At 62.9% G+C, this 13,890-nt stretch carries 10 protein-coding genes; 6 read left to right on the top strand and 4 right to left on the bottom strand.

All coding sequences use genetic code 11. From position 1 onward, the window contains the following. Positions 1 to 119 precede the first annotated feature (119 nt). The 4 genes from JMN22_RS22430 to JMN22_RS22415 form a co-directional block, all read right to left on the bottom strand. Positions 120 to 446 carry a DUF6124 family protein gene (locus JMN22_RS22430; RefSeq protein ID WP_198798276.1) on the bottom strand — a complete coding sequence of 109 codons (327 nt, stop codon included), beginning with the start codon at positions 444 to 446 and terminating at the stop codon, positions 120 to 122. Between the two features lie 541 nt (positions 447 to 987). Continuing rightward, complete coding sequence (locus JMN22_RS22425; protein ID WP_198798275.1) at positions 988 to 2,388, bottom strand: efflux transporter outer membrane subunit; 1,401 nt, start codon at positions 2,386 to 2,388, stop codon at positions 988 to 990. Positions 2,389 to 2,398: 10 nt separating this feature from the next. Further along, entirely contained in the window at positions 2,399 to 4,360 is a 1,962-nt protein-coding gene (locus tag JMN22_RS22420) for a MacB family efflux pump subunit (RefSeq protein WP_198798274.1), read from the bottom strand. Beyond that, positions 4,361 to 5,509 carry an efflux RND transporter periplasmic adaptor subunit gene (locus JMN22_RS22415; RefSeq protein ID WP_198798273.1) on the bottom strand — a complete coding sequence of 383 codons (1,149 nt, stop codon included), beginning with the start codon at positions 5,507 to 5,509 and terminating at the stop codon, positions 4,361 to 4,363. 436 nt (positions 5,510 to 5,945) lie between these two features. Between JMN22_RS22415 and JMN22_RS22410 the strand changes: the two genes are divergently transcribed. From JMN22_RS22410 to JMN22_RS22385, 6 genes are all read left to right on the top strand, one after another. Continuing rightward, positions 5,946 to 6,428, top strand: coding sequence for a sigma-70 family RNA polymerase sigma factor (locus tag JMN22_RS22410; RefSeq protein ID WP_030140040.1), 483 nt, complete (start codon positions 5,946 to 5,948; stop codon positions 6,426 to 6,428). 144 nt (positions 6,429 to 6,572) lie between these two features. Continuing rightward, positions 6,573 to 7,907, top strand: a complete 1,335-nt coding sequence (locus tag JMN22_RS22405; RefSeq protein ID WP_198798271.1) for a lysine N(6)-hydroxylase/L-ornithine N(5)-oxygenase family protein — start codon at positions 6,573 to 6,575, stop codon at positions 7,905 to 7,907. 261 nt (positions 7,908 to 8,168) lie between these two features. Further along, positions 8,169 to 11,450 (top strand): transporter substrate-binding domain-containing protein, encoded by a 3,282-nt coding sequence (locus JMN22_RS22400; RefSeq protein WP_198798270.1) that lies wholly within the window; start codon positions 8,169 to 8,171, stop codon positions 11,448 to 11,450. Between the two features lie 140 nt (positions 11,451 to 11,590). Continuing rightward, complete coding sequence (locus tag JMN22_RS22395) at positions 11,591 to 12,025, top strand: response regulator (protein WP_030140043.1); 435 nt, start codon at positions 11,591 to 11,593, stop codon at positions 12,023 to 12,025. Between the two features lie 113 nt (positions 12,026 to 12,138). Then, positions 12,139 to 12,753 carry a response regulator transcription factor gene (locus tag JMN22_RS22390; protein WP_030140044.1) on the top strand — a complete coding sequence of 205 codons (615 nt, stop codon included), beginning with the start codon at positions 12,139 to 12,141 and terminating at the stop codon, positions 12,751 to 12,753. 127 nt (positions 12,754 to 12,880) lie between these two features. Continuing rightward, entirely contained in the window at positions 12,881 to 13,747 is an 867-nt protein-coding gene (locus JMN22_RS22385; RefSeq protein WP_198798269.1) for a pirin family protein, read from the top strand. Positions 13,748 to 13,890: the final 143 nt, after the last annotated feature.

The following is a 13,890-nucleotide window of genomic DNA, read 5'->3' as shown; positions in this document are numbered from 1 at the left end:
GGGAGCTTGCTCCCGCTGGGCCGACGTCTCGGGCGCAGCAGACCCAGATTTTGCGGTCGCTGCGCAGCCCAGCGGGAGCAAGCTCCCTCGCCACGGATATCGTTTTACATTGAGAGGTTCTAGCGCGGTGCGGCGATGTCCAGGGCGCGGTTTGCCAATAACTCACTCAGCTCGATCATCTGCTGGATGCCCAGGGCAAAACTCCGTGGCGCCCCCTCCAAATCAAAGGCCAGTTCGTTGGCCATGACATTGACCGATGCGAGGGTTTCGCTGAGGTTGGCCAACAGGCACTCCATGTCCGCGCCTTGGGCCACGGTGAACAACTGGCCCGGCGGTAGCTTTGGTTTTTCAGGTTTTGGATCGAGGTAAAAGGCGAGGGCGCGGTCGGCGGCTTCGTTGAGTTTCTTGGCGTCGTCGTCGGGGGGATTCGGGGTGATTTTGAACATTGTGCAGCTCCTGGTTATTTACAAGGCGCTGCCAGACATCACTTGCAGATGATGGGTGGCAGCTATGCGCGGGTCTGCAAGACCGGGAAACCAGGAACCCGGCAGACCCGAAGGTCTCCCGCACACAGCCGCCATTGAGCGACACGGATCTGTCGATTGGCTTGGGCTATGCGCCTGGTATTTCGTCGGGCTTGCAGACCCGCTCACTGATGAGCAGTGACGGGAAACAAGTTATCGACAGGGGGCCAAGCGCACAAGCCGGCGGATTCTGGCGTAGTTGTAGGCAATGACGCAAGGCAACGTAGCCTTACTCGGGAGTCCTATATGGCCGGATAAACAGAACCGAAGCCGAACACAATTTGTGACCGGGCAAATAACCCGTGGCGAGGGAGCTTGCTCCCGCTGGGCTGCGCAGCGGCCCCCAAAACCAGTCACCCCAAAACAACTGACACACCGAGGTGCTTGCCATTGGGGCTGCTGTGCCCGAGGCGTCGGACCGGCCCAGCGGGAGCAAGCTCCCTCGCCACGATGGTGCTCCTCTTCAGATTTGCGTCGTTCGCCAACCCCCACCCAACGCCTTGTACAACGCCACGCTCGCCTGCACCCGCGCCAGTCGCAATTGCACGTTCATGTCCTGGGCGGCGTACAGCGTGCGTTGGGTTTCGAGCACGGTGAGCAGGTCTTCGGCGCCGGCCTGGTAGCGGCGCTGGGCGATGTCGAAGGCGGTCTGGGCCTGGTCCAGTTCTTCGCGTTGCCATTGCCGTTGCTGGTCCAGGCCGCGGATGCCGTTCAGGGCTTTTTCGACGTCGGCGAAGCCGTTGATGATCGCAGCACGATAGAGCTCCAGCAGTTCCTCCTGGCGTGCTGTTGTCCTGTCTCGTTCGGCCTTGAGGCGACCGTTGTTGAAGATCGGTGCGGCGAGCCCGGCGCTGAGGTTGTAGACGTTGTTGCGCAGCAACTGGTCGGCGATGTCGGCGCCGGTGGCCAGGCTCAGGCCCAGGGTGGCCGAGGGCAGCAAGGCCGCGCGGGCGACGGTGATGTCGGCCTGGGCGGCGGCGAGGCGGGCTTCGGCGGCGGCGATGTCGGGACGGCGCAGCAGCAGGTCGCTGGGCACCCCGGCGTCGATGGCGGGCCAGCGCAATGCGTCGAAGGATTCATTGTCGAGCTTGAGCGACTGCACCGGTACGCCCAACAGTGCCGCGAGGGTGATCAATGCCTCACGGGCCTGTTGCTGCACTTGCGGCAGCCGGCGTTCCTGGGCCGCCACCAGGCTCTTTTGTTGAGACAGTTCCAGTGCCGTGGCGCTGCCAGCGTCGTAGCGGGTTTGCACCAGGTCGAGCACATGCCGGGCGTTGGCCAGGTTCAGTTCGGCAATGCGCTGTTGCTCGCGCAGTGACAAGGCTTGGCTATAGCTGTTGGCGACGGCGCTGAGCAGAGTCAGTTCCACAGTCGCCCGATCAAACTGCGTGGCCGACAAAGTGCTCAGCGCACTGTCACGGGCCGCCCGTTTTCCGCCCCAGAAATCCAACTCATAACTGGCGCTGAGATGAGCGTCGTAGTAGTCGATGGTGCGGTTGTTCCGATCCACGTCCAACTGGCTGTAGCCCTTGCCCCGCAGCAGTTCCTGGCGATTGCCGTTGAGCCCGGCGCTGATTTCCGGCAGCAACGGCGCGCCGGCGATCACCGCGCTGGCCTGGGCCTGGCGAACCCGGGCCATGGCGGCAGCGAGGTCGAAGCTGCCCTGGCGTGCTTGTTCGATCAACCGATCGAGTTGCGGGCTGCCGAACTGCGTCCACCATTGCTGGTTATCAACCGCAGCGCTTGGCTTGTCCAGGTTCTGCCACGCCTCGGGCGGTTGAATACCGCTGTCGGGCGTCGACAAAGGCGTGCCACACGCAACCAGCAACAGGCTGGCGGCCAGGAGGGTCAGGTGCGCTTTCATAAGATGGGGTTCATTCACTGGTGAGGGCCGTGACCGGGTCGAGGCGGGCGGCCTTGCGGGCGGGCATGAAACCGAAGACGACGCCGGTGACCAACGCGCAACCGAAGGCGCCGAACACCGCCAGCCATTCGAAGGCCACGGCGATCTTGCCCAGCAGCAACGCACCGCCCACCAACAGCGCCAGGCCGATACCGGCCAATCCACCAACCACCGAGAGCATCACCGCTTCGGTGAGAAACTGGCGCAGGATGTCGCGCTGGCGGGCGCCGGTGGCCATGCGGATACCGATCTCCCGGGTCCGCTCGCGTACGGTCATGAGCATGATGTTCATCACGCCGATGCCGCCCACCAGCAGCGAAATCGCCGCAATGGCGCCGAGCATCAACGACAGCGTGCCCTGGGTGCGGGCCTCGGCCTGGATCATCGCGGCATTGTTGGTCAGCTCGAAATCCTGCTTGCCGTTGTGCAGCCGCAGCAAGGTGCGGGAGACGGCCTGTTCGGTCTCGTTGACCTTGCCCGCGTCGCGAGCGGCGATCACCACGTATTCGGGATGGCGCGTGCCGAACAGCCGCACGCTGGCGGCGGAGTAGGGCACGGCGATGCGGTTGTCGGCGTCCGAATCACCGGAGCTGGCGCCTTTTTCCGCCAGTACGCCAACGACCTGGAACGGCACGTTTTCGATCAGGATGTAGCGGCCGATCGGGTCGGCGACGTCCTTGAGCAGCTTTTGCCGGACCTTGTGCCCGATCACTGCCACCGCCGCGGCGCTGCGTTCATCGGCGTCGCTAAAATAGGTGCCCTGGGCCACCGGCCAATTGAAGATGATCGGGAAATTCGTGTCGTTGCCGCCCACGTAGCTGGTGTGGTCGAGATTGGCGAAACGCACGCTGGCGTTCTTGCCGTTGACCGGCATGATGCGTTGCACTTCGGGCAGGGCAGCGAGGGCGGCGATGTCCTGTTCGCTGATGATGCCCTTGGTCGCGCGCGGGTTGGGGGCTGTGCCGTTGAGGTAAATGATGTTCGAGCCAAAGGCGCCCATCTGGGCCATGACCTGGCGCTTGCTGCCTTCGCCAACGGCCAGCATGACCACCACCGAAGCCACGCCGATGACGATGCCGAGCAGGGTCAGGGCAGTGCGAAAGCGATTGATCCACATCACCCGCCAGGCCGCTTGCACCGCGTCTACCAGTTCGCCTTTCCAGGCGCCGTTGTGTTCGCTGCCGGCGCTCAGGCGCTGGCGCAGGTCCACGGCTTGCAACGCCTTGGCATTGGCCTGTGGTGCGGCGGTGGCGCTGTCGCTGATGATCGACCCGTCGCGGATTTCAATAATGCGCTTGGCCCGGGCCGCGACTTCGCGGTCGTGGGTGATCAGGATCACCACGTGGCCCTGGCTTGCCAGTTCGTCGAGCAAGGCCATGACCTCGATGCCACTCTGGCTGTCGAGGGCGCCGGTGGGCTCGTCGGCGAGGATGATGTGGCCGCCGTTCATCAAGGCCCGGGCAATCGACACCCGTTGCTGCTGCCCGCCGGAGAGTTGATGGGGGCGGTTGCCGGTGCGGCTCGCCAGGCCGAGGCGTTCGAGCAGGGCGCTGGCCCGGGCGTGGCGCTCGGCGGCCGAGGTGCCGGCATAGATGGCCGGCATCTCGACGTTTTCCTGGGCCGTGCCGGACGGGATCAGGTGATAGCCCTGGAACACGAAGCCGAACGCTTCGCGGCGCAGCCAGGCCAGTTCATCGCTGCCCAACCTGGCGACGTCTTCGCCGGCAAAGCGGTACTCGCCGCTGGTAGGGCGATCGAGGCAGCCGAGGATGTTCATCAAGGTGGATTTGCCGGAGCCGGACGCCCCGACAATCGCCAGGAATTCGCCGGCGTGAATGGACAAGTCGATGCCCCGCAGGACTTCTACCCGAGGGCTGTCGCCGCCGCCGTAGGCCTTGCGAATGTCCCGCAGCTCGATCAGGGGCGTGTTCATTCAGCCTCCGTTGCCGCTGGCCGGACCAATCAGCACGCGGTCGCCTTCACTCAGGCCGTCGACAATTTGCGTGCGCAGGCGATCGCTGACGCCGGTACGAACGGTGCGTGACTGGACATCGCCGTTGTCGGCGAGCACTCGCACTTGATCGGCGTCTTGCACGGCGGCGATGGGCACGGTCAGCACATCCTTGGCCTGGGCGGCGACAAAAAACACCTGGGCAGTCATGTCGGTCATCAAGGCGCGGTCGGCGTTGTCCACGTCCAGCAACACCGTGTAGAGCACCACCCGTTCGCTGCCGCTGCGGCCACCGGAGGGACTGCCGCCCTGGCTGGCTTCCAGCGGACGCGGCGGCACCGGCAGGATTTGCCGGACAGTGCTGCTCCAGCGCCGGCCGCCGCCGGCGAGGGTGGTGAAATAGGCGGTCATGCCCGGCTTGACGTGGCCGATGTCGGCTTCCGAAACCTCTGCCCAGACGGTCATCGGCGACAGCCGGGCGATGCGCAGGATCAACGGCGTCTGCTGCTGGGCGTTGAGCGTCTGGCCTTCCCGGGCGCCGATGGCGACCACGGTGCCGCTCATCGGCGCATAAATGCGCGTGTAACCCAGCTCGGCTTCATCGCTGCGCAGGTTGGCCTGGGCCTGGCGGATCTGCGCCTGGAACATGTCGATGCGGGCCTGGGTCGCGCGCACCTCGGCCCGGGCGGTCTGCACGTCTTCTTCGCGGGTGGCGCCGCCGGCCTTGAGTTGCTGCTGGCGACGGAATTTCTGCTGCGCCAGGTCGTGTTGGGCGCGCTGTTCCTGAAGCTGGGCCTTGAGGTTTTCGATGGAAAACCGTCCGGCGTCGAGCCTGGCTTTTTGTGTGGACGGGTCGATTTCAACCAGCAGTTGGCCCTCCGTGACCTCGTCGCCGGCCTCGACGTGAATCTTCTGGATCTGCCCGGACGCCTGGGCGCCCACGTCGACGTAGCGCCGCGGCTGCAAGGTGCCTAGGGCGGTGACGCTGTTTTCGATATCGCCACGGGTGACCGGGGCGGTGGCGACAGGCTCATGGCCCGACCCGACCGCCTGCCACGCGGCGAAGGCCACGGCCGGCAGCAGGGCAAAAGTCAGGAGCCAGGCGGGGCGGGTGAGGCGGGGACGTTTCATGCAGGGTTCCGGCCGGTGATGTCGGGCCCGTCGCACGGAGGGGCGGGACGGGAGGCTGTTCTGGTAGACGAGTGTTCGGGGCGGGAATTTAATGAGTTGAGACTGGGCAGTCCTTGAAACGACACCGATCCCGTGGCGAGGGAGCTTGCTCCCGCTGGGCCGCGAAGCGGCCCCAAGACCTGGGCTCCCGATCTCGAGCATGTGTCGCCTGCCTTGGGCCTGCTGCGCAGGCCAGCGGGAGCAAGCTCCCTCGCCACGAAAGCGGGTTCTGCTGCCCCATCAACTGAACGATTGAGGCCTGATGCAAACCAAAGCTTTAAATCTATATGAGAATTACTATAAATTACGCGATTGAATCTGCCACCATCGTGCCATGCGTTTTCCGGCATGCCGAGGGGCCCAGGGAAAGCTGTCGCAGTCACTGCGCACGGGAGTCATGTTGGAAAACTACTATCGCGAGCTGGTGTGTTTCCTGAACGCCAGGCTAGGCAACCGCCAGGCGGCCGAAGATGTGGTGCATGACGCTTATGTGCGGGTGCTGGAGCGCGCCAGCGATACCCCCATCGAGCAGCCGCGGGCGTTCTTGTATCGCACCGCACTGAACCTGGTGATCGATGGGCATCGGCGCAACACGCTGCGCCAATCCGAATCCCTCGACGTGCTCGACACAGAAGAACGCTTCTTCACCCCGTCGCCCCATACCAGCCTCGACCACGGCCAACGCCTGGACATGCTGCAACGCGCCCTGGGCGAGTTGCCACCGCTGTGCCGCGAAAGCTTCCTGCTGCGCAAGCTCGAAGGCCTGTCCCATTCGCAGATTGCCGAGCGCCTGGGCATTTCCCGCGCGCTGGTGGAAAAACACATCGTCAACGCCATGAAGCATTGCCGCGTTCGCGTACGGCAGTGGGACGCGACCTGATTCACCCGGCGTGAATCCTGCGGCGGTAAATTTTCTGACATCCTCTTCGTTCCTCTCAACAGACGATCTGGCGGCCCGATGCGCGCCGAACAGGTCACCCGGCTTTCGTGCCCTGTTGAGGGGCTTTTCCAGAGGACACTGGACATGACTCAGGCAATTGCAGCGCCCCACGTTCACGACTTGATCGGCATTGGCTTCGGCCCCTCGAACCTGGCGCTGGCCATCGCGCTGCAGGAGCGTGGCCCGGTGCAGGGCGAACTGGACGTGCTGTTCCTCGACAAACAGGCTGACTATCGCTGGCACGGCAACACGCTGGTGACCCAGAGCGAGCTGCAGATTTCCTTCCTCAAGGACCTGGTGACCCTGCGCAACCCCACCAGCCCTTACTCGTTCGTCAATTACCTCAAGCACCATGGCCGCCTGGTGGATTTCATCAACCTCGGGACGTTCTACCCGTGCCGCATGGAGTACAACGACTACCTGCGCTGGGTGGCGGCGCAATTCGCCGGGCAGAGCCGCTACGGCGAGGAAGTGCTGCGCATCGAACCGGTGCTGCATTGCCAGCAGGTCGAAGCCTTGCGGGTGATTTCCCGCACCCGCGAAGGGGAAGAGTGCGTGCGCATCAGCCGTTCAGTGGTGGTCAGTGCCGGTGGCACGCCGCGCATTCCCGAGGCGTTCAAGACGTTCAAGGATGACGCTCGGGTGTTCCATCACTCGCAGTACCTGGAGCGCATGGCAAGCCAACCGTGCACGAGCGGCCAGCCAATGAACGTTGCGATCATCGGCGGCGGGCAGAGCGCGGCGGAAGCGTTCATTGACCTCAACGACAGCTTCCCGTCGGTGCAGGTCGACATGATCCTGCGCGGCTCGGCCCTCAAGCCGGCGGATGACAGCCCGTTCGTCAACGAAGTGTTCTCGCCGGAATTCACCGACCTGGTGTTCCAGCAGCCCCACAGCGAACGCGAGCGCCTGGTCAACGAGTACCACAACACCAATTATTCGGTGGTGGACATCGACCTGATCGAGCGCATCTACGGGATTTTCTATCGCCAGAAAGTCTCGGGCATCGCCCGCCATGGCTTCCGCACCCTGACCACGGTGGAGAAGGCCACGGCGACGAAGGATGGCGTGGAGCTGGCGGTGCGCAACAACGCCACTGGCGAGTTGTCGGTGCGCCGATACGACGCGGTGGTGCTCGCCACCGGCTACGAACGCCAGATGCACCGCACCTTGCTCGAACCGTTGGCGCAATACCTCGGGGATTTCGAGGTGGATCGCAACTACAAGTTGATCACCGACGAGCGCTGCAAGGCGGCGATCTACATGCAGGGTTTCTGCCAGGCCAGCCACGGGCTGAGCGACACCTTGCTGTCGATCCTGCCGGTGCGCGCCGATGAGATCGCCGGCTCGCTCTATGAGCATGGAAACAATCGCGGGCAGGCTCGGCCGGAGCGCGATTTGCGATTGGCCGCTGTGTGAGCTGCCGAGCGAAGCGAGGCTGCGATCTTTTCCCGACACCTGAGTTCCAAGAGAAAGATCGCAGGCTTCGCCAGCTCCTACAGAACAATCGCAAGCCCGCCAGGAAATTCCTCAGAAACTTCCTACACTCACCTCACGCTCCTCCTGGTTTTCCGGGAGGTACGTGGACGGTTCACTGTTCCCTCGCATTGGCAGTTTGAACCGATCAGCCGGTCGCTGATGTAGCGTCCGGGCCGATTTCGCCAAGCGAAACCTGATCGAATGATGCTGTTCCTGCGCACAGGCCTGGCGGCGATATGGCTGGGTCTATCAAGTGTGGCGCCCCAGGTGGGCGCGGCACCCGAGTCGCTGCATGTGCTCGGGCGTTCTGCTGTGAACGACTATTCGGTGACCCTGGACGAGGCTGACCGGACCTGGCTGCGACGCAAGGGCACGTTGCTCCTGGGTGCCTCGGCACCGGATTACCCGCCGTTCAGCATCACCGGCAATGGCAGCGATTATGAAGGCCTGACGGCTGACTATGCACAGTTGCTGGGTCAGCTGTTGCACATCGACATACAGGTGCGGCGGTACGCGTCGCGGGATGCATCACTCCAGGCCCTGCATGGCGGGGAAATCGATCTGCTCGGCACCGCCAACGGTTTCGAGGCCGGCGACCCCGCATTGGCGATGTCACGGACGTATGCCGATGACGTGCCGACGCTGGTGACCCGTGTCGACGACAGCGAAGAGCTGCCGGCGGACCTGGCGGGCAAACGGCTGGCCATGCTTTATCACTACTTGCCACCGGAAACGGTCGAAGCTTTTTATCCGGACGCCACGTTGCAGCTGTTCCCCTCGACCTTGAGCGCCATCGGCGCCGTGGCGTTCGGCCAGGCCGACGTTTATCTGGGGGATTCGATCAGCGCCCATTACCTGATCAGCAAGAACTACCTGAACAACGTACAACTGGCGGATTTCTCCCGCATGGAAGTGCAGCCGTTCGCCTTTGCGGTCAGCCGCGAGAACGGGCGCCTGTTGCGCGTCGTCAATGCCGCGCTGCAGGCTATTCCCGTCGGCGAACGCATGGGCATCCTGCGGCGTTGGAGCGCCGGTGGGGCGAGCGTGCCGGGCCGGCAAGCGTTGCATTTCAGCGTCAATGAACAGCGCTGGCTCGATGCTCATCCGCGTATCAACGTAGCCGTCAGCGCGGATTTCCTGCCGTTGACCTTCTTCGATGAGCAAGGCCAATTGCGCGGCATCGGTGCCGATGTGCTGGCCAGGATCAGCTTGCGCACCGGGCTGAAATTCGACATCCAGCGTGGCGACTCGGTGGACGACCTGATCGCCCGGATCGCCACTGGCAAGGCCGATGTCCTGGCTACCGCGATCCCCAGCGCCGAGCTTGAAAATGAACTGCGCTTCACCCGCCCGTACCTGACAAGCCCTTTCGTGCTGGTGGTGCCGGCCAAAGCCTCGGACGCCCTGACCGTGGACCGGATGGCCGGCAAGCGGCTGGCGCTGGTGCGTGGCAACGTGTTGCGTGAGTACCTGTCGGAGCAGTTCCCCGGCGTGCAACGGGTGCCGGCGCAAAACATGGCCGATGCCATGGCCATGGTCGCCGCAGGTCGGGCGGATGGTGCGATCAATTCGCTGATCAGTGCCCGCTACATGATCTCGCGCCAGTACCGCGACACATTGCAAGTCACCAGCACCGTGGGCACGGTGCCCATCCGCGTTGCCTTGGCGACGAGCCGCAACGCGACCGAGCTCTACTCGATCCTGGACAAGGCACTGCTGAGCATTTCCCCAGAGGAAATGGACGAGCTCACCAACCGCTGGCGCAGTGAGGTGGTGATCAACGACAGCTACTGGCTGCGCCATCGCACTGCGATTGTCCAAGGGTTTGCCATCGCCGCGCTGCTCCTGCTGCTGGTGTTGGGCTGGGTTGTCTACCTGCGACGGCTGTTGGAACAGTTGCGCGTGGCCAAGGCCAGCGCCGACGACGCCAACCGGGCCAAGACCACGTTCTTGGCGACGATGAGCCATGAAATCCGTACGCCAATGAACGCCGTGATCGGCATGCTGGAACTGGCCCTGAAAAAAGCCGACCAGGGCGTCATGGACAAGTCGGCCATCGAAGTGGCCTCAGGTGCCGCCCGAGGCATGCTGGACCTGATCGGTGACATCCTCGACATCGCTCGCATCGAATCCGGCAAGCTGTCCCTGGTGCCGACGCGGGCCAATTTGCGGGAACTGATCGAGGCCGTGGCGCGGATGTTTGATGGCCTGGCCCGGGAAAAACAGCTGTCCTTGGATCTGGACCTGGATGCAGCCAGCGACCATGACGTCTTGATCGACCCGCTGCGCTTCAAGCAGATCCTTTCCAACGTACTGAGCAACGCCATCAAGTTCACCGAACAAGGCCAGGTACGCCTGAGCCTTGGAGCTGAGCCGGCTGGGGAGGACAAGCGCCTGGCCATCCGCGTGTTGATCGAAGACACCGGCCCGGGCATTTCGGCGCAAGACCAGCAACGCCTGTTCAGCCCGTTCACCCAGGTCGGCGACCACGCCCAGGGCGCTCGCGGTGGCTCCGGGCTGGGGTTGGTGATCAGCCGCACCCTGTGTGAAATGATGGGCGGCACCCTGGCGTTGAGCAGCGTGCCGGGGCAGGGCACGCAAGTCGAGATCCGGCTGGCGGTGCCGTTGCTGGAGGCGTTGCCCCGCGTGCCCGCAGTCGAGGTTCAGACGCCGCTGGGCCAGGTGCTGAAGATCCTGGTCGTTGATGATCATCCAGCCAATCGTTTGCTGCTGTGCCAGCAGATGAGGTACTTGGGGCACCCGGTGCAGCAGGCTGAAGACGGCGTCCAAGGGCTGCGTGCCTGGCGCGACGGGCAGTTCGACGTGCTCATCACCGACTGCAACATGCCGTTGATGAGCGGTTATGAAATGGCCCGTGCCATCCGCGAAGAGGAGCGGGCCGGGGCTTTGTCGCCGACGGTGATCCTGGGGTTCACGGCCAATGCCCAGCCCGAGGAAACGGCTCGCTGCATCGAGGCAGGCATGGATGACTGCCTGTTCAAACCCATCAGCCTGCAGCAATTGAACGCGCGCCTGGTATTGATCACGCCCCAGCGCGACGCGCCGGCCTCCACGGGCGACTTCGATTTGACCACCCTGGAACAGCTGGCCGGTGGCGACAGGCTGTCGATTCACCCGTTGTTGAAGGAACTGGTCGCCAGCAACGCCATGGACAAGGCGCGATTGCTGGATTTGTCTTCGCGCCATGACGTGTCCGGGTTGGCCGACCTAGCGCATCGGATCAAGGGCGGCGCACGGATTATCCAGGCAGAGCCGCTGGTGGTGGCATGCGACGCGCTGGAAAGCGCTTGTCGCGAGGGTATCAACGCGGCGCTCACCGAATCGGTGGAAGCGGTGTGCCGGGCGATGGAGCACCTCACGGAACGGTTGCACTCTTATATGGCTGGAGAGTCCGCCCCCTCCGGGCCTGCCGGCGAACCTCTTCAGGCTTCGCCCGATCACCGCCAGACCAAGGCGCCCTGAGCCGCAAGTCGGGCGCGGATTTTTCCGTGCTTTATTTGGGAATTGTCCTACAGCGTCCTAAAAAACCTTCCTCTAGCCTGTCGCGACTTAACGTTTCCGACCCGGTCTACACCTGCCGCGTTGCCATTGGAATGCCTGCCATGCCGAACAAAGCACTACGAATCATGATTGCCGACACGGAGCATTATCATCGGATGAAGCTTGAACGGCTGCTCAATCATCACGGCTATTTCTGCATAGCGCCTGTGGGTAGCCTGGAGGAATTCCTGACGTTGGTGGAATACGGCAGCAAGCCTTTCGACCTGGTCCTGGTCAATGCCGGCCTTGCAAGCGGATCACTGGATCTGACCGGATTCTTGCGCGGCAACCTGCAGGTTCGTCATTCAATGATCTATAACGCCCAGCAGGCGCTCCTGGAATCGGTGCCCCTCGCGCATCCGCCCTCCTTGCAGGTGACCACTGCCGCGTTGCCCGATTCGGCCGTGCTGGAACGCCTGATGACCTTCATTGACCCCGAGGCCAGCGAGTCGGCCCAGCCTTGGCCCCATGCCTGCAGGCGGGGCCAGGGAAGCTGATCGCACCGTTAGTCGGCACTGTCAGGTCTGACAGGTGGCGCGGCCTATCGCTTGTGTAACAGTCCGCTGCAGTTTGAGCATCGGCGTGGTTTGCATTCATTCGGGGAGCTGTCTTGAAGCATGTAATGATCGTGGATGATCACCCTGTCATACGTGGCGCTTTGCGGCTCGTGTGCCAGAACGAAGGGTTTACCAATATCAGTGACGTCAGCGGCGTGGCTGAGGCCAAGGCGCAGATCAAGGAGGCGCGGGCCGACCTGGTGATCCTGGACCTGGTGATGAATGGTTTCGATGGCCTGGACCTGCTGGTCTGGATCCTGATGGAATTTCCCGGCTGCGCGGTGCTGGTGTTCACTTCCCAGGATGCCCAGCATTTCTGCAACCGTTGTATCGCGGCCGGGGCGAGGGGGTTTGTCACCAAGAGAAGCGACCTGAAGGAGCTGATCAAGGCGATTCACGCGTTGAAATCCGGCTATTCCTATTTCCCTCAAATGCCTGTCAGGCTGGATTTTCACCAGCGTGGCGAACAGCAGGCCCTGGAAAGCCTCTCCACCCGTGAGCTGTCCATCCTGCGGATGCTGTCGATGGGCATGCGTGGCAAGGACATCGCCGATGCATTGTTCATCAGTCCGAAAACGGTCAGTACCTACAAGACGCGCCTGTTGGAAAAGCTCGGTCTCACTTCCCTGGTGGGGCTGTCGGAATTTGCGAAGCGCAATCATCTTTAAGGTAAAGCGAGCTTGTTGGCTGTTCTGTAAATAGAACGCTATGGCCGGTTTTTGCAGTCTGGTGCATCAACGGTACGGGTTTTAAGCTGTGTCCATCGAGTCGCAACACCTGATTTGGAGACACAGTTTGAAAAACATCATCGGCCTCTATACCAGCCCGCGGACCCACTGGGTCGGCGACGGCTTTCCGGTCCGCACGTTGTTTTCCTACGACAACCTGGGCAAGCACATCAGTCCGTTCCTGCTGCTGGACCACGCGGCGCCCAGCGAATTTTCCCCTACTTCAGAGCGACGTGGCGTCGGCCAGCATCCCCATCGCGGTTTCGAGACCGTGACCATCGTCTATCAGGGCGAGCTTGAACACCGTGATTCCACCGGCAGCGGCGGCAAGATCGGCCCTGGTGATGTGCAATGGATGACCGCCGCCTCCGGGATCATCCATGAGGAATTCCATTCCGAAACCTTCGCTCGACAAGGCGGGTTCATGGAAATGGTCCAGTTGTGGGTCAACCTGCCGGCCAAGGACAAAATGGCCCCGGCCGGCTACCAGACCCTGCTCAAGAGTGACATCCCCAACATTGCCTTGAAGGATAACGCTGGCAGCCTGCGGCTGATCGCCGGGAGTTTCGAGGGGCATCGGGGCCCGGCGAAGACCTTCACGCCCATCGAGGTCTGGGATATTCGCTTGAATGCCGGCAAGGACCTGACCCTCGATTTGCAAGAGGGCCATAACACGGCGCTGGTGGTGCTGCGAGGTACGGTCCAGGTCAATGGCCGCGAGCGGGTCGAGGCGGGGCAACTGGCCTTGTTCGATCGGGCCGGCGACCAGGTGAATCTGCAAGCCGATAACGACGCCGTGGTGTTGCTGCTCAGCGGCGAGCCCATCGACGAGCCGATTGTCGGCCATGGTCCGTTCGTGATGAACAGCGAGCAGGAGATTCACCAGGCCTTCGAGGATTTTCATTCCGGGCGCTTTGGGCGGATGGAAGGCTAGCTAAGCAGCAACACGTTTCCTTGGTGGGCGCGAGCGTGCTCGCTATTTCAGTAGCACTTCAATTGATGAGTTGACTGTCCCGCCGCATTCGCGAGCAGGCTCGCTCCCACAAGGAGTCTTGTGGTGATCTCTACAGCGTGTTG

Source organism: Pseudomonas sp. HB05 (assembly GCF_016756915.1).
Taxonomy (GTDB): Bacteria; Pseudomonadota; Gammaproteobacteria; order Pseudomonadales; family Pseudomonadaceae; genus Aquipseudomonas; species Aquipseudomonas alvandae.
The sequence above is the reverse complement of the archived record's forward strand: the minus strand, read 5'-3'. Positions and strand labels throughout refer to the sequence as shown.

Bases quoted from the DNA above. Each gene is read 5' to 3' on its own strand.
- JMN22_RS22430 (WP_198798276.1), bottom strand. From the start codon at position 446: ATGTTCAAAATCACCCCGAATCCCCCCGACGACGACGCCAAGAAACTC.
- JMN22_RS22425 (WP_198798275.1), bottom strand. From the start codon at position 2,388: ATGAAAGCGCACCTGACCCTCCTGGCCGCCAGCCTGTTGCTGGTTGCG.
- JMN22_RS22420 (WP_198798274.1), bottom strand. From the start codon at position 4,360: ATGAACACGCCCCTGATCGAGCTGCGGGACATTCGCAAGGCCTACGGC.
- JMN22_RS22415 (WP_198798273.1), bottom strand. From the start codon at position 5,509: ATGAAACGTCCCCGCCTCACCCGCCCCGCCTGGCTCCTGACTTTTGCC.
- JMN22_RS22410 (WP_030140040.1), top strand. From the start codon at position 5,946: ATGTTGGAAAACTACTATCGCGAGCTGGTGTGTTTCCTGAACGCCAGG.
- JMN22_RS22405 (WP_198798271.1), top strand. From the start codon at position 6,573: ATGACTCAGGCAATTGCAGCGCCCCACGTTCACGACTTGATCGGCATT.
- JMN22_RS22400 (WP_198798270.1), top strand. From the start codon at position 8,169: ATGATGCTGTTCCTGCGCACAGGCCTGGCGGCGATATGGCTGGGTCTA.
- JMN22_RS22395 (WP_030140043.1), top strand. From the start codon at position 11,591: ATGCCGAACAAAGCACTACGAATCATGATTGCCGACACGGAGCATTAT.